The organism is Novosphingobium sp. EMRT-2, from assembly GCF_005145025.1.
Classification (GTDB): Bacteria; Pseudomonadota; Alphaproteobacteria; order Sphingomonadales; family Sphingomonadaceae; genus Novosphingobium.
Genome location: NZ_CP039695.1, coordinates 1,425,116 through 1,444,382, shown reverse-complemented (window position 1 = coordinate 1,444,382; position 19,267 = coordinate 1,425,116). Strand labels below are relative to the sequence as shown.

The following is a 19,267-nucleotide window of genomic DNA, read 5'->3' as shown; positions in this document are numbered from 1 at the left end:
AGGGAAATTGGTTAAAATTGGCCTATCCTGCCGAAACGGCTTGCAAAGCGGCCCAGTTGGTAGTGCCGATGATCCACAGCCCGCCGGCGGCGATCGCCACGCCGTAGGGGATTTTCAGCTTGTCCTTCTGCCGCCGCATCACGTGCCAGCCGCCCAGCACGATCGTCAGGATTCCTCCCGTCAGCGCCATGATCACCAGCAATTGCAGGAACAGCTTGCCGGGTATCCACAGCGCCAGCGCGGCGAGCAGCTTGACATCGCCGCCGCCCATGACCCGCAACGCGAACAGGCCGGCGAGAATGGCGAAGGTTAACAGCGCCACGCCGATCTGCACCGCGATGTCCGGCCAGACATGCCAGCCCATCGCGAACCAGAACGCGGGCGCGGCCAGCGCGATGGCGGCGTTCAGCCAGTTGTCGATCTGGCGGCGACGGATATCGGTGAAAGCGGCAACCAGCAGCGCGATTGCCAAGGCTCCGACCAGTCCGTAAACGATGAAATTGCCCTGCATGGGCTATGCCTTACGCGACAACCACTTACCAAACGGTAACCAAGAGTTGGCGGGGATTTCCGCCGATTCTGGCCCGATGGGGATCGGACCTGCATGGCGGTGAACATCGATCGGAGAGCGATTCCCGCCGCGGCGACGGAAGCATGGTGGTCCGCGCGCGACGGCCATGCCATCCGGCGTATCGATTGGCAGCGGGCCCCCGAAGACGCCGCTGCCGTGCGCGGATCGCTGCTGTTCATGCCGGGGCGCGGCGATTTCTATGAGAAGTACCTAGAGACGCTGGACCACTGGCACCGGGAGGGCTGGCGCGTAACCGCAGCCGACTGGCGCTGGCAGGGCGCTTCGGGGCGGTATGGTGCGAACCCCATGGCGGGCGACGTCCGCGATTTCGGCGTGTGGATAGACGATCTGGCGGCGTTCTGGTCCGATTGGCGGGCGCAGACTCCGGGGCCGCACGTGATCGTTGGCCATTCGATGGGCGGGCATCTCGTGCTGCGGGCGGTGGTGGAACGGCGGATCGATCCGGTCGCGGTCGTGCTCAGCGCGCCGATGCTGGGGCTGACCACGCCCGGTCCTTCCGCGCTGCATCAGGCGTTGGCGCGCTTCATGTGCCGCATCGGCGATCCGGGGCGGCTGGCGTGGAAGACCAGCGAGAAGCCGGGCTCGTCTCCAGCGGGCCGTCATGTCCTGCTGACGCACGATGCCGACCGTTACGCGGACGAACTGTGGTGGAAGGAACAGCGCCCCGCGCTGGCGATCGGGCCTGGAACCTGGCGCTGGGTGGAACGGGCGGTCGCCTCGATTCGCGGGATGGAGCAGCCGGGCGCTCTGGAGGCGGTCGACGTTCCCGTGCTGATCCTTGGCGCGCGGTACGATGCACTGGTCGGCTACCGGGCGATCGCGCGGGCTGCAGCGCGGTTGCCGCGCGCGCAACTCGTGACCTGGGGCCGCGAAGGCCGCCACGAACTGCTGCGCGAGGCCGACCCCGTGCGCGATCGGGTGATCGCGACGATCGACGATTTCCTCGACCGAATGGCCCCGGCTATCGCACGTTGACCCACCGAATGCTGCCTTCAGGACTCTGCCGCAACCCGTGACCACCGAGACTTTCGACATTGCCGTGATCGGCGCGGGCATGGCCGGCGCCAGCCTTGCCGCCGAGCTTGCGCCTTACGCCCGCGTGCTGGTCATCGAGGCGGAGGATGCACCGGGCTATCACACCACCGGCCGGTCGGCAGCGTTCTGGGAGGAAACCTACGGCGGGCCGGGCGTAGTTCCGCTGACGATGGCGTCGGGCAGGTACCTGCGCGAGCATGGCTTCCTGTCTCCGCGCGGGGCGCTGAGCATCGCGACGGCCGAGGACCGGCACAAGCTGGAAGCCTATGCCGAAAGCTTCGGCGCGATGGGCATCCACATCGAATGGCAAAGCCGCGCGGCGATGGAAGCGCGCGTGCCCGGCCTCCGCCCGGAGTGGGCTTTCGCGACGTGGGAGCCGGACTGTTCGGACATCGACGTGGCCGCGCTGCACCAGCATTACCTTGCCATCGGGCGCCGGGCGGGAACCGTGCTGCGCGTCCGCGCGCGTGTTTCCGCCGTGGAGCGCGATGCGGCGGGCTGGCGCGTGGCCTGGGGTGAGGGACAGGGGGCCGGCGCGGCGCGCGCGGCGATCGTGGTCAATGCGGCCGGTGCGTGGGCGGACGAGGTCGCAGCGCTGGCCGGTGCGGACCCGGTCGGCATCCTGCCGCTGCGGCGCACGATCGTGCAATTGCGCACCGATCCCGAAGCGTCGGCCGACATGCCGCTGACGCTGGGCATCAACGGAGACTTCTATTTCAAGCCGCAGGCCGGCCGGTTGTGGCTTTCGCCGCACGACGAAATTCCCGACGCGCCCTGCGATGCCGCGCCCGAGGAACTGGACGTGGCGGTCGCGATCGATCGCTTCGAGCAGGTGGTCGACTGGCGCATCGCCGCACTGGAACGGCGCTGGGCGGGTCTGCGCAGCTTCGCGCCCGATCGCCTGCCGGTCTATGGCTTTGACCCGCTGCGCGAAGGGTTCTTCTGGTTCGCCGGGCAGGGCGGATTCGGCATCCAGACCGCTCCGGCGGCGGCGCGGCTGGCCGCCCAGATCGTGCTGGGGCAACCGGCGGATGCGATGACGGCGGGGGTCGACCGGGCGCGCTATGCCCCGTCGCGCTTCGTCATGGCTGCCTGACGGTCCGACGTCGGCAAAATCACCATTCCGGTGGCGATTGACGATAGCCCCTTTGCGCCACCGGGCCGCGTGCTATCCCGTGTACGGGGACTGTTACTAACTGATCCAGCGCGAAGGAGCGGGTGTGATGGCGCATCGTTTTGAAATCCGGAAGAACAAGGCCGGCGAGTTCGTGGCCTATTTCTGCTACAACAGCGAAACCATTTTCTGGACCGAAGGCTATTCCAGCAAGGCGAGCGCGAAGAGCGCGATCGAATCGATCCAGAAGAACGGGCCGGCCGCGCCGGTGAAGGACACGACCGTCGAATAAGCGCTGCTGAGCTGGCGAAGGGCGCCGCGCGGCCGCGTTCAGGCGGCTTGCGCGGCGTCGCTGGCCAGGCGATCCACGCGTTCGTTCTCGGGGTGGCCGTCGTGGCCTTTCACCCAGACCCATTCGATCCTGTGCGGGCGGGCGGCGGCGACCAGCGCGCGCCACAGGTCATCGTTCTTGACCGGCTTCTTGTCGGCGGTCTTCCAGCCGTTCTTCTGCCAGCCGAAGACCCATTTGGTGATGCCGTCCAGCACGTACTTGCTGTCGGTATGCAGCGTCACCTGGCACGGCTGCGTGAGCGCTTCGAGCGCCTTGATCGCGCCCATCAGTTCCATGCGGTTGTTGGTCGTCTCCTTTTCGGAGCCGGCCATTTCCTTTTCGTGCTCGCCCATGCGGAGCAGAGCGCCCCAGCCGCCCTTGCCGGGATTGCCCTTGCACGCGCCGTCGGTGAAAATCTGGACGTGCTTCACGCGAAGACCCCGGCGTTGGCGGGATCAGTATAGAACGCCAGCCGGCGGGCGAAGGCCATCGGGTCCTTGCGCGTCACCAGCGCGTCGGCAGGGGTGTTCAGCCAGTCATAGGCGCGGCTGGCTGTGAAGCGGATCGCCGCGCCCTGTGTCAGCACCGGCAAGGCGGCGCGCTCTTCCGGCAGCAGCGGACGCACACTTTCGTAGCCTTCGAGCAGCGCCGCGGAGATGTCGGCGCGAAACGCCATGCCCGCGCTGTCGAAGCACCAGGCGGCGTGCGTCACCGCCACATCGTAGGCCGTCGTGTCGTTGCAGGCGAAGTAGAAGTCGATCAGGCCGGTCACCCTGTCACCCAGCATCAGCACGTTGTCGGGGAACAGGTCGGCATGGATCACCGAGCGGGGCAGGCCAGCGGGCCATTGCGTGGCGAGCCGGGGCAGGGCTTCCTCCACCAGATCGGCCAGAACGGGATCGATCGAGGCAAGACCGTCATGCCCGCACGCGTCCAGCAGGCGCTGCCATTCGGCGCGGTCCATGCCGTTCGCGCGCGTCTGCGGAAAGTCGGCGGCGGCAAGGTGCAACTGCGCCAGCGCCGCGCCGACGGCACGCGCCTGCGCCGGCGTGGGATCTGCCACGGAAACGCCCGGCAGGAACTCGATCAGCGCCAGCGCCTTTGCGTCGCGCACCTGATACAGCCGCCCATCGCGAGCGTGGATCGTGCGCGGCACCGGGCAACCCTTGGCCGCGAGGTGATCGAGCAGCGACAGGAAATAGGGCAGGTCGTCCAGTTCGATGCGGAATTCGTACATCGTCAGGATGAACCGCGCGCCCTTTCCATCCGCGCCGGTCGTCTCGATCAGCCAGTTGCTGTTCGAGACGCCTTCCGCGATCCCCTTGGCCGAGACGAGCTCGCCAATGGCGAAGCTAGCCACGATATCGGCCATCGCCCCGGCGTCGAGGTGGGTATAGACCGCCATTGCCCGGTCTTCTCAGTTGGCAAGCTGGCGAGGCAGCTTGAACACCATGTTCTCCTCGTCGCGCACTTTCACCGTTTCCTCGGTGACCGTGCGCCATGTGGAGAGGAGGTCCACCACTTCGCGCACCAGGATTTCCGGCGCGGAAGCGCCGGCAGTCAGGCCCAGCGTGGTCACGCCGTCCAGCCAGGCCGGATCGATTTCCGCCGCGCGCTGGATCAGGAAGGCGCGCGTGCCCTGCCGTTCGGCCACTTCGGCCAGCCGCAGCGAATTGGAGCTGTTGGGCGCGCCGATCACCAGAATCAGGTCGCAGGCGTCCGCGATCGCCTTGACCGCCGCCTGACGGTTGGACGTGGCATAGCAGATGTCTTCGGCGCGCGGACCAACGATACGCGGAAAGCGCGTGCGCAGCGCGGTCACGATTTCCGCGGTATCGTCCACCGAAAGCGTCGTCTGGGTCAGGAACGACAGCGGCAGATCGTCCGGGAACTCCAGCCGCGCCACGTCCTCGACCGTTTCGACCAGCGTGATCGCGCCGTCAGGAACCTGCCCCATCGTGCCGATCACTTCGGGATGGCCGTGGTGGCCGATGAACAGGATGTGGCGCCCGGCCTCGACCTGCCGTTCGGCCTGCCGGTGGACTTTGCTCACCAGTGGGCAGGTGGCGTCCAGCCAGTCCAGCCCGCGCGAATTGGCTTCCGCCGGAATCACTTTGGGCACGCCGTGTGCCGAGAACACGACCGGCGCGCCATCGGGCACTTCGTCCAGTTCCTCCACGAAGATCGCGCCCTTGGACTTCAGCCCGTCCACAACGAAGCGGTTGTGAACGATCTCGTGCCGGACATAGACCGGCGCGCCATAGAGCGTGATCGCGCGCTCAACGATCTCGATCGCGCGGTCCACCCCGGCGCAGAAGCCGCGCGGCGCCGCGATCAGAAGCTTGAGCGGAGCCTTGGCGTCGGCGGCATCGCCGGGGGCCGTTTGGGCCTGGTCTGGAAAGGTGGCGTTCATCGGGGGGCCATTAGCAGCGGCATCACGTTCCGGAAACCTCTCAAAGTCCAAGCATTGCCGAAAGGTTCGGGCGTGGCTAGAGGAATTGCGCTGCCCCGTGGATCATCTTGTCGGTTCGCGCGGATGCGGCATCGTCTTTTAAGGATTTCTGCGCTCATGACCGCCATCTTCCGCCGTGTTCCGAAGTCCGGTGTCGCCATCGGTTCCGCGATCGGCGTCGCCTTGCTGGCGGGGACGCTCTCCGGCTGCGCCAAGAGCAAGGGCGAACTGGTGGTGGACGACAGCGTGGGCGTGACGGCGCTGCGCGATCCGTGCCCGCGCGTGGCGATTCCCGAATACGCCGGCGACGTAACGCTGTTCTCCGATCCCAAGCGCACCGATTCGGGCGCGCTCGACGTGACCGCCTCGATCACCAACCTGCGCAGCACCTGCGATCAGGGGCAGGGTGGGGACAAGCTCTACACCGTCGCCACGTTCGACGTGCTGGCGCGCCGTTCCGACACGCGCGGCGCACGCCACGTCGAACTGCCCTATTTCTCCACCGTGATGCGCGGCGGCAACGTTGTCATCGCCAAGCGCGTCGGCACGGTGAGCATCGATTTCGCCGACGGGCAGGACCGCGCCACGGGCCATGCCAAGGCTGCGTCCTACGTGGATCGCGCGCAGGCGACGCTGCCGGAAGAGATTCGCAACCGCCTCAGCCGCAAGCGGCGCGCGGGCGATGCCGATGCCGCGATCGATCCGCTGGCGCAGCCCGACGTGCGCGCCGCGATCGCGCGCGCCACGTTCGAACTGCTCGTCGGTTTCCAGCTGACCGACCAGCAACTGACGTTCAACGCCACGCGATGACGCTTGTTGCGGGTCCGGCGGCGATTGCCGGGCTTGCAAAACCGCCGCGCCGCCGCAAAGGGGCGCTGGATGATGATCGCCTCCGTTCCTGCGGGGGTGCTCGCCCGTTTTTCGTGAGCCTTTTCCGATGCCCGATGTTCAAGCCAATCTTCACGCCGCCTTTGCCCGGGTGATCGACGCCGCGCTCGATGCGCTGGAAGCCGCCGGCACGCTACCTGCTGGCCTGCCGCGCGGCGCGGTGACCTGCGAGCCGCCGCGCGATCCCGCGCACGGCGATCTGGCGACCAACGCGGCGATGGTGCTGGCCAAGCCCGCCGGCACCAATCCGCGCGCGCTGGCGGCGGCGCTGGTGGCGGAACTGGAGAAGGAACCGCGCGTCACGTCGGCGGACATCGCCGGGCCGGGCTTCATCAACCTGCGCCTGACCGACGGCGCCTGGCTGGACGAACTGCGGCTGATCGCGGTGGCGGGCGCCGGCTATGGCCGCTCGACGCTGGGCGGCGGCAAGGTCGTCAACGTCGAATACGTCTCCGCCAATCCCACCGGGCCGATGCACATGGGCCATTGCCGGGGCGCGGTGGTGGGCGATGCGCTGGCCAGCCTGCTCGAAGTCGCCGGCCACAAGGTCATCAAGGAATACTACGTCAACGATGCTGGCGGGCAGGTCGATGTCCTCGCCCGGTCGGCGCACGTCCGCTATCGCGAGGCGCTGGGCGAGGCCGTGGGCGAGATTCCGGAAGGGCTCTATCCGGGCGACTATCTGGTGCCCGTGGGCAAGGCGCTGGCCGAGGAATTCGGCGATCGCTACGCCGCCGCGCCCGAAGCCGAATGGCTCGCGCTGTTCCGGCAGAAGGCCGTCGCCGCCATGCTGGTGATGATCAAGGACGATCTCGCCCTGCTCGGCATCCATCACGACCTGTTCTCGTCTGAGGCGGAACTGCAGGCGGCCGGTAAGCCCGAAGCGGCGGAAGCCTGGCTGCGCGCGCACGATCTGGTTTATGACGGGCATCTCGAAGCGCCCAAGGGCAAGACGCCGGAAGACTGGGAACCGGTGGAATTGCCGCTGTTCCGCTCGACCCGGTTCGGCGACGATCAGGACCGTCCGATCAAGAAGTCCGACGGCAACTGGACCTACTTCGGCGCGGATCTCGCCTATCACTTCCAGAAGGCGGAAAAGGCCGATGCGCTGGTCGACATCTGGGGCGCCGACCATGCCGGCACGGTCAAGCGGATCAAGGCCGCCGTCGCCGCGCTGACCGGCGCCGAAGGCAAGCCGATCCCGTTCGAGGTGAAGCTGGTGCAGATGGTGCAGCTTCTGCGCGATGGCCAGCCGGTGAAGATGTCGAAGCGGGCGGGCACGTTCGTCACGCTGGCCGACGTGGTGCGCGAAGTGGGCAAGGACGTGGTGCGCTTCACCATGCTGACGCGCAAGCCCGACGCGCAGATGGACTTCGACTTCGCCCGCGTGGTGGAAGCGTCGAAGGACAATCCGGTGTTTTACGTGCAGTATTGCCACGCCCGGATCAGCTCGACGCTGCGCAAGGGCGCGGCGGAAGGTTTCGCGCCGTCCGGCGCCGATCTTTCGGTGCTGGGGCCTGAGGAACTGGCGTTGGTGAAGCTTGCCGCGCAGTTTCCGCGTCTGGTGGAAGCGGCCGCCGTCGCGCGCGAGCCGCACCGGGTGGCGTTCTTCCTTTACGATCTGGCGGCAGGCTTCCACTCCTACTGGAACCTGGGCAACGATCGACCCGAAAAACGGTTCATAGTGGCACAGGATGCGGCGTTGACGGCGGCTCGGCTTTTCCTCGCGGCGCAAATCGGGCAGGTTGTGCGCAACGGTCTCGCCATCCTTGGGGTGGAAGCGGCCGAGGAACTGTGAAGGGTCAGCGACGTGAACATGGCGGACGGGGATCAGGACGGGCAGCACGAACGGCACGACGGGGATGAACATCCCTCCGCGTCGATGCCGTTCGACGCGACGGAGGAAGCGGCCGAGAGCGCTGCCGGCGCGCGTCTGGCGCTGGGCGACGAACAGCGGTTGCCGTGGCTCGAAGGCGCGGACGACGTGGAATTCGATGACGAGGAGCCGGGCAACGGCCGCTTCATCGGGTTCGCGGTTCTCGGGCTGGTCCTGCTAGCCGCGATTCTCGGCGGGGTCTATTGGGCCACGCACCGGGGCGGCCCTGCCGCCAATGCCGATGGCAGCCTGATCGAAGCCAGCCGCGAGCCCTACAAGATCGCGCCGAAGGAGCCAGGCGGCAAGACGTTCCAGGGCACCGGAGATTCCAGCTTCAAGGTCAGCGAGGGCGAAAGGCCCGCGGCCAACCTTGCCGGGGGAGCGGCTCCGGCGGCTTCCGCATCGGCCTCCGCCGCCGCCAATGCGTCGGCCGCAGCGGGCAGCAATGCGCCCAAGCCGGCCACGGCCCCGGCCGCGCCGGCTGCGGGTGGCGTGGGCGTGCAGATTGGCGCGTTCTCCAGCAGTTCCGCCGCCGAGACCGCGTGGAGCAAGCTTTCCAGCCAGCACGAGGCGCTGAAGGGCCTCAATCACCGCGTGGTCGAAGGCAAGGCGGATATCGGCACGGTCTATCGCTTGCAGGCGCTGGCGGGGGATGCGGGCGCAGCCAACGCGCTGTGCGGCCGGTTGCAGGCAGGCGGCCTCAAGTGCCAGGTGAAGCGCTGATCCGGTTTTCCCCGCCATTCCGGCTGCGAAGCCTTGCGGAATGGCGGGTTTTGGCCGAATCCTGATGCATGGTTCCGGCGATCTTCGGCCTTTCGGGCCTGACTCTCACCGATAACGAGCGCGCCTTCTTTCGCGATGCCGATCCGGCCGGCTACGTGCTTTTCGGCCGCAATGTGGCCGATCGCGCGCAACTGCGGGCGCTGACCGATGAATTGCGCGCGCTGCACGGGCGCGATCGCACGCTGATCTGCATCGATCAGGAAGGCGGCCGGGTGGCGCGGATGAAGCCGCCGGTGTGGCCGCCCTATCCGCCCGGCGAATGGTTCGGCCGGCTGTGGGACGTGGCGCCGGCCACCGCAATCGAAGCAGCACGCGCCAATGCCGAGGCACTTGGGCTCGATCTGGCCGAAGCGGGGATCAGCGTCGATCTGCTGCCCCTGCTTGATGTGCGCCAGCCCGGCGCGCACGACGTGATCGGCGATCGCGCCTATGGGGCCGAGCCGTTGCGCGTGGCGGCGCTGGGGCGCGCGGCGCTGGACGGGTTGGCGCGCGCGGGTCTGGCCGGCGTGGTCAAGCACATGCCGGGCCATGGCCGCGCCACGGCGGACAGCCACAAGGAAATGCCCACCGTCGATGCCTCGGCCGAGGAACTGGAGATCGATCTCGAACCGTTCCGCACGCTGGCCGGCGCCGCGATCGGGATGACCGCGCATGTGCGCTACACCGCCTGGGACGCGGAGAATCCGGCCACGCAATCGCCGTTCGTGATCGGCGAGGTGATCCGCAAGCGCATCGGTTTCGATGGCCTGCTGATGACCGACGATCTCGACATGGAAGCGCTGGCGGGCAGCGTGCCCGAACGCGCCGCCCGGGCCATCGCGGCAGGGTGCGATCTGGTGCTCAACTGCTGGGCGAAGATGGACGATATGATCGGCATCGCCAGCGCCACGCCCGTGATCAGCGCGGCGGCGCGGGAACGGCTGGCGCGCGCGCTGCGGGATACCACCGATTTCGCCGCCGATTTTGCCCCCGGCGCGCCGATGGAGCGCCATGCCGCGCTTGTCGCCAAGCGCGACGCTCTGCTCGCGCTGGCGGACGCCTGATGGAACAGGCCGCCGCCACGCCCGCTTCGCTGTTCGATGGCGATGCGGTGTGGAACGGCGTGGCTTCGGCGGCGACCGAGGATGCTTCGCTCTATCTGGAGCTGGACGGCTGGGAAGGGCCGCTCGACCTGCTGCTGGATCTTGCCCGGCGGCAGAAGGTCGATCTCCGGCGGATTTCGATCCTCGAACTGGTGGACCAATACCTCGGTTATATCGAACGGGCTGAGGCGCTGAAGCTGGAGCTGGCGGCGGATTACCTGGTGATGGCCGCCTGGCTCGCTTACCTCAAGTCGCTGCTGCTGCTGCCGGACGATCCGGAAATCCAGCCATCGCCCGAGGAACTGGCGCTGCGCCTGCAATTGCGCCTGCAACGGTTGGGCGCGATGCGGGAAGCGGGGGCACGGCTGATGGCGCGGGACCGATTGGGGCGCGACGTGTTTCCGCGCGGCGCGCCGGAAGGGCTGCATGTCGATCAGGAGCGGCGCTGGCAGTGTGACCTGTTCATGCTGATGCAGGCCTACGGCCAGGTGAAGGCGCGCACCGCGCCGGTGGTCCACATGGTACGCGAGCGCCCGGTGATGACGCTCGAATCCGCGCTTACGCGGGTGTCGACGATGCTGGGCGTGACCGTGGACTGGATGGACTTGCGCGCGTTCCTGCCGTCGCGGCGCGATCCCGCCTGGACCGACCCGCAATTGCGCCGTTCCGCGCTGGCCTCCAGCTTCGTCGCAGCGCTGGAACTGGCCAAGCAGGGGAGAGCGGAAATCGCGCAGGAGGAGATGTTCGGGCCGCTCATGCTGCGGGCGGCGCAGCCGTGATGGAACAGCTGCCGGAAGATCGGGCGGATGGCCTGACCGACGCATGGGGCGGATCGCCGGACGATCTCGTTCGTGCCGTGGAAGCGGCGCTTTTCGCGGCGGGCGAGCCGCTGACGCCCCAGCAACTGTCCGCCCATCTCGGCGGCGCACGGGTCGATGGCGCGCTGGCGCAGCTTGTCGCGCACTACGCCGGGCGCGGGATCGAACTCGTCGAACGCGGCGGCTGCTGGCACTTCCAGACGGCGGCCGATCTGGCCCACCTGCTGCGGAAGGAGCGCGAGGACGTGCGCCGCCTGTCGCGCGCGGCGACCGAGGCCCTGGCGATCATCGCCTATCACGAACCAGTCAGCCGCGCCGAGATCGAGGCGATCCGGGGCGTGCAGACATCGCGCGGCACGCTGGACGTGCTGCTGGAAGCGGGCTGGATTCGCGTTGCGGGGCGGCGCGAGGTGCCGGGACGGCCCACGATCTATGCCACGACGCCCGGCTTCCTGGCGCACTTCGGTCTGGAGTCACGCAAGGACTTGCCGGGGATCGACGAATTGCGCGCTGCCGGCTTGCTTGACCCGGTGGACGATGTTTTCGCGGCCTTGACGGGGCATGATGAAGAGGACCGGGGCGACGCCGAACCGGCCTTTTCCGACGACGAAGACGAACCTTTGCGGTCGGATTGACTCTTTACGGCTTGGATTGACTGGCGATTCCGCGCGAGATGCCCTATCTGGAGCGGAGAAGGAGATTTTACGATGGGTAGCCTGTCCCTACCGCACCTGATTATCCTCGCGCTGGTCGTTCTCGTGCTTTTCGGGCGTGGTCGCATTTCCGAAATGATGGGCGATTTCGGCAAGGGTATCAAAAGCTTCAAGCAAGGTATGACGGAAGAGACCGATCGCCCGGTAACCGCACCGCCGCCGCAGCTCCAGCAGTCCGCGCCGCCGGCGCCGTCTGCCCAACCGACTGCCGCTCCGGCCGAGCAGCAGGGGCCTTCGGGCAACGCCTGAACGCGGCCTGGATACCGGACCCGATCTGAACCATGTTCGACGTAGCGCCGTCAGAGCTGCTGCTGGTGGCCATTGTCGCCATCGTTGTGATCGGCCCCAAGGACCTGCCGCTCGCCCTGCGCACAGCAGGCCGCTGGATCGGCAAGATCCGCCGCGTCTCCAACCATTTCCGCGCCGGGATCGAAACCATGATCCGCGAGGCGGAAATGGAGGAAATGGAGCGCAAATGGCGCGAACAGAATGCCACGATCATGGCGCAGGACGGGGGAAAGGCTGCCGAAGGGCAGACGCCTGAGGCCGCTGCCGATCAGGTCGCCGCGCCCGGCGTGATCCCCGAAGTGGCGGCGCACGCGCCCACGCCGCCGGTCGAGACCGCCCCAGCGGCTCCATCTCCTCAAACCGACGCGCCCCGGCTGCTATGATTCGCGATATCGACGAAACCCAGGCGCCGTTGCTGGATCACCTGCTGGAACTGCGCACGCGGCTGTTGCGGTGCGTCTATGCGCTGGCGGTCACGTTTGCGATCTGCTTCTATTTCGCGGACGATATCTTCGCGCTGCTGGCGCGTCCGCTGATGGAAGCGTTTCCGCCGGGGCAGGGCAAGCTGATCTACACCAAGCTCTACGAAGCGTTCTTCGTGGAATTGAAGGTTTCGCTGTTCGCGGCGTTCCTGCTGAGCTTCCCGATCATCGCCAACCAGCTCTGGGCCTTCGTGGCGCCGGGGCTCTATGCGCGGGAAAAGAAGGCGTTCCTGCCGTTTCTGATCGCCACGCCGATTCTGTTCACCGCCGGCGCCAGCCTCGCCTATTTCATCGTCATGCCCACCGCCTTCAAATGGTTCCTCGGCTTTCAGGGCGACAAGGGCGGGCTGCATCTGGAGGCGCTGCCGGGCACGGGCGATTATCTGAACCTCGTCATGCAGTTCATCCTGGCGTTCGGCATCAGCTTCCTGCTGCCGGTGCTGCTGATGCTGCTGAACCGCGCGGGAATCGTCACGCGCGCGCAACTGGTGGCCGCGCGGCGCTACGTGATTGTCGGGATCACCGCGCTGGCGGCCGTGATTACCCCGCCCGATGTCGTTTCGCAGCTGATGCTCGCCATTCCGCTGCTGTTCCTGTTCGAAGGCACGCTGGTGGTGATGCGCTTCGCCGAGAAATCCGACGCGGCGGAAAAGGCGAAGCAGGAAGCCGATGCCGCCGCCGGCGAACCCACCCGGCTTCTGCCCTGATTCCCTGACCGATTTCCCGGGCCACCCCGCGTCCTTTTGAGCGTGGCATCGCTTGCCATGTGTCCGACTGTTGCTAAGGACGCGGGAGTAGCTCGAAAGGCCACCAGGGATGAGCCTGACGTTGGCGGCGCTTTATGCGCTTGCACTGATTGGTATCCTGTTTGTCGTTGCCGCCCTGGTCGAAGCGCGCGCGGACGCGGCGCGTAGTCGTCCGGCGCTGCGCCATGTCGCCTACACGCTGGCGCTGGGCGTCTATTGTTCGAGCTGGACGTTCTATGGCGCGGTTGGCAGCGCGGTGCGCGAAGGGTGGAACTACCTGCCGATCTACCTCGCGCCGTCGCTGCTGCTGATTTTTGCCCCGGCCCTGCTGCGGCGGCTGGCCGAAGCGGTGCACGAGGAAAAGGCTACCACCATTTCGGATTTCATCGCCGCCCGCTTCGGGCACGATCCCGGAATGGCGCGGCTGGTCACACTGATCGCGCTGGTGGGCATCATTCCCTACGTCGCGCTGCAATTGCGCTCGATCGGCAGTGCCATAGCGGTCGTTTCGGGCAGCGACGTCGCGGTACCGGTGATGGTTGCCGCGTCGGTCGTGCTTGCCGCTTTCGCGATCCTGTTCGGCGCGCGGCGGTATGAAGTCGCCGGGCGAAGCGAGGGCATGTTGTTCTCGATCGCGCTGGAATCAATCATCAAGCTGGTGGCGCTGATCGTGGTGAGCGCGATCGCCGTCTATGTCATCGCGCAGGCGCCGCCGGAGCGGTTCGCGATCGGATTGCGCGAAACGGCGGCGCGCTTCGGCCCTTCGCATCTCTCGTTCGAATTCGTGGTGATCGGCATGATTTCCGCGATGGCGATCGTGGTGCTGCCGCGCCAGTTCTTCATGGGCCTGGCCGAAGCGCAGCAGCCCGATGATCTGCCGCGCGCGCGGTGGGGCGTGGCGGCCTATGTCATCGGCATGGCGGTGCTGGTCCTGCCGATCGCGCTTGCGGGGCTGGTGGCCTTGCCGCCCGCCGCCGCGCCCGACCTGTTTGTGCTGGCGCTGCCCGATGCCGCAGGGCTGCACTGGCTGACCTCGATCGCGCTGCTCGGCGGGATCAGTTCTGCCAGCGCCATGGTTATCGTGGACGCTACCGCGCTGGCGACGATGGTCTCGAACGACCTGATCTTCCCCGCCGTTCTGCGCAGCGAGACCGACGATGCCGCCGGCGCCCTGGGGCGGCGCATGATGGTGGTGCGGCGCTCGGCGATCGTCGGCATTGTCGCGCTGGCGCTGGTATGGGCGCTGATGCTGTCGCCGCGCAGCTCGCTCGCCTCGATCGGGCTGGTCGCCTTCGCGGCGATGGCGCAGTTCACGCCGCACTTCGTGCTGGGGATTTTCGGCAAGGATCGCGATCCGGTTGCCGGGCGCGCCAGCCTGGCCGCCGGCTTCGCGCTGTGGCTGTGGACGCTGGCCATGCCGCAGGTCCTCCCCGAAGCGTGGATGATCGCATTGGCCGGAACGTTGGCCGATCCCTTGCGCCTGCTCGGCATCGGCCATGCCAGCCCGCTGGTCCATGGCGTGCTGTGGAGCATGGCGGCCAACCTGATCGTGCTTGTCGCCGGGACGGCGGGGCGCGATCCGGGAAGCCGCCTGCCGATCATGTTGCGGGGCGCGCGGCCGGTGCGCAACATCGGCGAACTGGCCGATCTGGTCGGTCGCTTCACCGGCGAGGAACGGGCGGAAGAGGAGTTCCCGGCTTATCGACGGACGCTGCCGGTCGATCGGCTGACGGCCCGACGGGCGCAGGACCTCATCGCCGGGGTGGTCGGAGTCTCGTCGGCGCGCACGCTCGTCGCCTCCGCGCTGGCCGGCGCGCAGATGAGCATCGAGGATGTGGCGCGGCTGCTTGACGAGGGCGGCCAGTCGCTCCGCTTCTCGCGCACGCTGTTGGCGGCCACGTTCGAGAACCTGCATTCGGGCATCAGCGTCATCGATGCGGACCTCAATCTGGTGGCGTGGAACACCCAATACATCGAACTGTTCAACTACCCGCCGGGGCTGGTGCGCGTGGGCGTCCCCATCGCCGACCTGATCCGCTTCAACGTGGAACGCGGCCATTTCGCGGGAACGCCGGACGAGGAAGTGGAGAAACGTTTGGCGCACCTGCGCGCGCGCCGGACGTTCACGTCGGAGCGCGTGCGGCCGGACGGGCGCGTCATCCGGTCCACCGGTGGGCCGATGCCGGGCGGCGGCTATGTCACCGCCTTTGCCGATACCACCGAGGAAGCCCGCGTGCGGGGGGAACTGCGGCGGACGCTTGAACAGCTGGAAAGCCGCGTCGCCGAACGCACGCGGGAATTGTCCGAAGCCAATCGCCTGCTGGCCGAATCGACGCGCGAGAAGACGCGCTTCCTCGCCGCCGCCAGCCACGATCTGCTGCAACCGCTCCATGCCGCGCGGCTGTTCGCTTCCGCGCTCGATCGCAGCGTGGAAGGCGGCGCGAAAATCATGGTCGCGCGGGTGGAGCGCTCGATCGTGGCGGCGGAAGACCTGCTGCGCGCGCTGCTCGATATCAGCAAGCTTGATGCTGGCGGCATCCAGCCCAGTCCCGAGGTGATTCCGCTGGCGCGCCTGCTGCGCGACATCGCCGAAGGCATTCGCCCGATGGCGGAGGAAAAGGAACTGCGGCTGACGGTGGGGCCGGTGTTCGGCGCAGTGGAAACCGATCCGGGCCTGCTGCGCTCCGTTCTTCAGAACCTGCTCTCCAACGCCGTGCGCTACACCGAGCAGGGCGGCATTCTCGTCGGCGTGCGGCGGCGCGGCAACGCTCTGCGGATCGACGTGGTCGATACGGGCGTGGGCATTCCCGAAGACCAGCAGAAGGCCGTGTTTTCGGAATTTACCCGGCTGGGGACGGTGGAGGCGGAAGGCCTTGGCCTTGGCCTTGCCATCGTGGAACGGATCGCCAGGCTGCTCGGCGTTCGCCTGGAGCTTGCGTCAACGCCGGGCAAGGGCAGCCGGTTCAGCGTGATCCTGCCCGCCGTCGCGATGCCCGACGAGGACGGAGATGCCCACGCGCCGTTTAGCGCCGGCCGGCCGCTCCGCGCACTGACGGTGCTGGTGGTGGACAACGATCCGGTCATCATCGAGGCCTCCGAAGCCCTGCTGGGCGGCAGCGGTCATACCGTGCTGGGCGCCGCGACCATGGCCGAGGCGCTGGCGCTGGTGGCGCGCGCGGATGTCGCGCTGCTCGATTTCCACCTCGATGGCGGGGAGGACGGCATTGCCCTGGCCGATCTGATCCACAAGGATCGTCCGGCCATGCCGATGGCGATGGTCACGGCCGAAAGCGGCGCGCAACTGCGCCGACGCGCGCGCCGGCGCGGTATTCCGCTGTTCGTGAAGCCAATCGATCCGTCCGCGCTGGAAGCCTTCCTCGCGCGGGTCTCAATGCGCGAGGTCGAGCCCCAGTGACCGCGCGACGAGCGCGGCCTGCGTGCGGTTGCGCACGTCCAGCTTGCGCATAATCGCGGTCATGTGCGCCTTGACGGTGGCTTCGCTCATACCAAGGTCGTGGGCGATCTGCTTATTGAGTTTGCCTTCCAGCACCGCGAGCAGCACCTTGAGCTGAGTCGGCGTCAGGCCCGCCACCTCGCGGCGAACCTGATCGACAGGCTCGGCCTGCGGGTGAATCTCCTCGGGCCGTCCCAGCGCCTTCCGGATGGCATCCTCGATCACGGTCAGATCGGCATCCTTGCGCAAGAAGCCCACCGCGCCGAATGCGCGCGCTTCCTGCGCGGCATTGGCGCCCTCAGCGCTCGACACCACCAGGATCGGCACATCGGGCTTTTCGGCATGGAGCAAGGCGATCCCGGAATAGCCGACCGCGCCGGGCATTTTCAGGTCCAGCGTGATAAGGCGCAGGTCGGGCGCGTCGGCCGTCGCCTTCGCGGCGGCGGCCAGCGTGCCTGCTTCCAGGATTTTTGCTTCGGGCGCGACGTGGGCAACCGCGACCGTCAGGGCCTGACGGAACAGCGGGTGATCGTCGGCGATCAGGATCGTACTTATACGGCCTCCGCCAATTTCGGTCGATTGGCCAGAAGATGGTCCACGACCGAAGGATCGGCAAGGGTAGACGTATCGCCAAGGTTACTTACGTCGTTTTCTGCGATCTTGCGGAGGATTCGCCGCATGATCTTGCCCGATCGGGTCTTCGGCAGACCGGGGGCGAACTGGATCACGTCCGGCGTGGCGATCGGGCCGATCTCGTGCCGCACCCACTGGATCAGCTCCTTGCGCAGCGCCTCATCCGGTTCGATCTCGGCATTGCAGGTGACGTAGGCGTAGATGCCCTGTCCCTTGATCTCGTGCGGCATGCCGACCACGGCGGCTTCGGCCACCTTGGGATGGGCAACCAGCGCGCTTTCGATCTCGGCCGTGCCCATGCGGTGGCCGGACACGTTGATCACGTCGTCGATGCGGCCAGTGATCCAGAAGTACCCGTCCTCGTCGCGCCGCGCGCCATCACCGGTGAAATAGAGGCCCTTGAACGTGGTGAAATAGGTCTGGAAGAAGCGTTCGTGATCGCCCCACACGGTGCGCATCTGGCCGGGCCACGAATCGGTCACGACCAGGCAGCCGTCGGTCGCGCCGTCCAGGAACGTGCCGTCGTTGTCGACCAGCGCGGGCTTCACGCCGAACATCGGGCGCGTAGCCGAACCCGGCTTCAGCGCGGTGGCGCCGGGCAGGGGGGTGATCATCGCGCCGCCGGTTTCGGTCTGCCACCAGGTGTCGACGATCGGGCAGCGGCCTTCGCCCACCACCTTGTGATACCATCCCCAGGCTTCGGGATTGATAGGTTCGCCCACCGAACCCAGCAGGCGCAGCGTCTTGCGGCTGGTCTTCTTCACCCATTCGTCGCCTTCGCGCATCAGCGCGCGTAGTGCGGTGGGGGCGCCATAGAAGATCTCGACGCCGAACTTGTCCACCACCTGCCAGAACCGGCTGGCGTCGGGGAAGTTGGGCACGCCTTCGAACATCACCGTGGTCGCGCCGTTGGCCAGCGGGCCATAGACCACATACGAATGGCCCGTGACCCAGCCGATGTCCGCCGCGCACCAGTAGATCTGGCCGGGCCGGTAGTCGAACACGTACTGGTGCGTCAGCGACGCCCAGACCGAATAGCCGCCGGTGGTGTGCAGCACGCCCTTGGGCTTGCCGGTGGAGCCGGAGGTGTAGAGGATGAACAGCGGGTCTTCCGCGCTCATTTCCTCCGGCGCACATTCGGCGGCCTGCGTGGCGACAGCGGTCGCCCAGTCCACGTCGCGGCCTTCGACCATGGCTACGGCGGCGCCGGTGCGCCGGAGCATGATCACCGTATCGACGTCGGGGCACTGCTTGAGCGCTTCATCGACATTGGCCTTGAGCGGCACTTTCTTGCCGCCGCGCAGGCCTTCGTCGGAGGTGAGCACGATGCGGCTGTCGCAGTCGATGATGCGGCCGGCGAGCGCGTCGGGCGAAAAGCCCGCGAACACGATCGAATGGATGGCGCCAATGCGCGCGCAGGCCAGCATGGCCACGGCGGCCTCGGGCACCATCGGCAGGTAGATTGTCACCCGCTCGCCCTTCTTCACGCCCTTGGCGCGCAGCAGGTTGGCGAAGCGGCAAACGTCCTCGTGAAGCTGGCGATAGGTGATGCGGCGTTCCGCATCCTCGGGGCTGTCCGGCTCCCACAGGATGGCGATGGCGTCGCCGCGTTCGGCCAGGTGCCGGTCGAGGCAGTTGGCGGACAGGTTCAGCGTGCCATCAGCAAACCACTTGATGCCGAAATCGGCCTCGTGAAAGCTGGTTTCCTTGACGCGGGTGAACGGCTTGATCCAGTCGATCCGCTGCGCTTCCTCGCGCCAGAACGCGTCGGGTTCCTCGACGGAGCGGCGGTACATTTCCTGATAGCGCGCATCGTCGATCAGCGCGTTGGCCGACCATTCCGACGGAACGGGGTAGATGGCCTCACCCATACTCAGGCTCTCCTCACATAATTCGTTGCCGCAACCCTACCGCACGGGGCCGGCGCGGCGCGCCTAGACAATGGTCGTAGATATAAGACCAAGCTCCGGCTGGTTGCCA

Annotated in this window: 19 protein-coding genes; 13 read left to right on the top strand and 6 right to left on the bottom strand. The window is 67.3% G+C overall.

Annotation, left to right across the window (positions count from 1 at the left end):
- Nucleotides 1-22: 22 nt before the first annotated feature.
- On the bottom strand, nt 23-511 hold the full coding sequence (locus FA702_RS07040) for a prepilin peptidase (protein ID WP_124807733.1): 489 nt from the start codon (nt 509-511) through the stop codon (nt 23-25).
- Nucleotides 512-604: 93 nt separating this feature from the next.
- Here FA702_RS07040 and FA702_RS07035 point away from each other — a divergent pair, with 93 nt between their 5' ends.
- The 3 genes from FA702_RS07035 (at nt 605) to FA702_RS07025 (ending at nt 3,033) form a co-directional block, all read left to right on the top strand.
- Nucleotides 605-1,567 (top strand): alpha/beta hydrolase, encoded by a 963-nt coding sequence (locus FA702_RS07035; RefSeq protein ID WP_136955550.1) that lies wholly within the window; start codon nt 605-607, stop codon nt 1,565-1,567.
- A 79-nt stretch (nt 1,568-1,646) separates the two neighbouring features.
- Nucleotides 1,647-2,723, top strand: a complete 1,077-nt coding sequence (locus tag FA702_RS07030) for an FAD-binding oxidoreductase (RefSeq protein WP_255504798.1) — start codon at nt 1,647-1,649, stop codon at nt 2,721-2,723.
- Nucleotides 2,724-2,850: 127 nt separating this feature from the next.
- Nucleotides 2,851-3,033: a DUF1508 domain-containing protein gene (locus FA702_RS07025; protein ID WP_136955548.1), complete on the top strand. Its 183-nt coding sequence runs from the start codon at nt 2,851-2,853 to the stop codon at nt 3,031-3,033.
- 38 nt (nt 3,034-3,071) lie between these two features.
- On the opposite strand, the gene rnhA is transcribed toward FA702_RS07025, so the two are convergent.
- Genes rnhA through ispH form a run of 3 tightly spaced genes read right to left on the bottom strand, consistent with a single transcriptional unit; the run spans nt 3,072 to nt 5,485 of the window.
- On the bottom strand, nt 3,072-3,503 hold the full coding sequence (gene rnhA / locus FA702_RS07020; RefSeq protein ID WP_136955547.1) for a ribonuclease HI: 432 nt from the start codon (nt 3,501-3,503) through the stop codon (nt 3,072-3,074).
- Nucleotides 3,500-4,477 carry a homoserine kinase gene (gene thrB / locus FA702_RS07015; protein ID WP_136955546.1) on the bottom strand — a complete coding sequence of 326 codons (978 nt, stop codon included), beginning with the start codon at nt 4,475-4,477 and terminating at the stop codon, nt 3,500-3,502. Before thrB ends, rnhA begins: the two co-directional genes overlap by 4 nt.
- Nucleotides 4,478-4,489: 12 nt before the next feature.
- On the bottom strand, nt 4,490-5,485 hold the full coding sequence (ispH, locus tag FA702_RS07010) for a 4-hydroxy-3-methylbut-2-enyl diphosphate reductase (protein WP_136955545.1): 996 nt from the start codon (nt 5,483-5,485) through the stop codon (nt 4,490-4,492).
- A 156-nt stretch (nt 5,486-5,641) separates the two neighbouring features.
- Between ispH and FA702_RS07005 the strand changes: the two genes are divergently transcribed.
- From FA702_RS07005 to FA702_RS06960, 10 genes are all read left to right on the top strand, one after another.
- Nucleotides 5,642-6,334: a hypothetical protein gene (locus FA702_RS07005; protein WP_136955544.1), complete on the top strand. Its 693-nt coding sequence runs from the start codon at nt 5,642-5,644 to the stop codon at nt 6,332-6,334.
- Nucleotides 6,335-6,461: 127 nt separating this feature from the next.
- Entirely contained in the window at nt 6,462-8,210 is a 1,749-nt protein-coding gene (argS, locus tag FA702_RS07000; RefSeq protein WP_136955543.1) for an arginine--tRNA ligase, read from the top strand.
- 18 nt (nt 8,211-8,228) lie between these two features.
- Complete coding sequence (locus FA702_RS06995) at nt 8,229-9,011, top strand: SPOR domain-containing protein (RefSeq protein ID WP_136957293.1); 783 nt, start codon at nt 8,229-8,231, stop codon at nt 9,009-9,011.
- A gap of 68 nt (nt 9,012-9,079) precedes the next feature.
- Complete coding sequence (nagZ, locus tag FA702_RS06990; protein WP_136955542.1) at nt 9,080-10,114, top strand: beta-N-acetylhexosaminidase; 1,035 nt, start codon at nt 9,080-9,082, stop codon at nt 10,112-10,114.
- Nucleotides 10,114-10,932, top strand: a complete 819-nt coding sequence (locus tag FA702_RS06985) for a ScpA family protein (protein WP_136955541.1) — start codon at nt 10,114-10,116, stop codon at nt 10,930-10,932. Before nagZ ends, FA702_RS06985 begins: the two co-directional genes overlap by 1 nt.
- Nucleotides 10,932-11,606, top strand: coding sequence for an SMC-Scp complex subunit ScpB (gene scpB, locus FA702_RS06980; RefSeq protein WP_136957292.1), 675 nt, complete (start codon nt 10,932-10,934; stop codon nt 11,604-11,606). Before FA702_RS06985 ends, scpB begins: the two co-directional genes overlap by 1 nt.
- Nucleotides 11,607-11,678: 72 nt before the next feature.
- A complete protein-coding gene (locus FA702_RS06975; RefSeq protein WP_136955540.1) occupies nt 11,679-11,933 on the top strand; it encodes a twin-arginine translocase TatA/TatE family subunit in 255 nt (84 codons plus the stop codon).
- Between the two features lie 32 nt (nt 11,934-11,965).
- A complete protein-coding gene (gene tatB, locus FA702_RS06970) occupies nt 11,966-12,355 on the top strand; it encodes a Sec-independent protein translocase protein TatB (RefSeq protein WP_136955539.1) in 390 nt (129 codons plus the stop codon).
- Complete coding sequence (gene tatC, locus FA702_RS06965) at nt 12,352-13,161, top strand: twin-arginine translocase subunit TatC (protein ID WP_136955538.1); 810 nt, start codon at nt 12,352-12,354, stop codon at nt 13,159-13,161. The genes tatB and tatC overlap by 4 nt, the downstream gene beginning before the upstream one ends.
- A gap of 109 nt (nt 13,162-13,270) precedes the next feature.
- On the top strand, nt 13,271-16,615 hold the full coding sequence (locus FA702_RS06960) for a PAS domain-containing hybrid sensor histidine kinase/response regulator (RefSeq protein ID WP_136955537.1): 3,345 nt from the start codon (nt 13,271-13,273) through the stop codon (nt 16,613-16,615).
- Here the strand turns inward: FA702_RS06960 and FA702_RS06955 are convergent.
- The gene (locus FA702_RS06955) at nt 16,589-17,209 is read right to left on the bottom strand and encodes a response regulator transcription factor (protein ID WP_194921452.1); all 621 of its coding nucleotides are present in this window, start codon (nt 17,207-17,209) and stop codon (nt 16,589-16,591) included. The genes FA702_RS06960 and FA702_RS06955 overlap by 27 nt on opposite strands.
- Nucleotides 17,206-19,158, bottom strand: a complete 1,953-nt coding sequence (gene acs / locus FA702_RS06950) for an acetate--CoA ligase (protein WP_136955536.1) — start codon at nt 19,156-19,158, stop codon at nt 17,206-17,208. Before acs ends, FA702_RS06955 begins: the two co-directional genes overlap by 4 nt.
- Nucleotides 19,159-19,267: the final 109 nt, after the last annotated feature.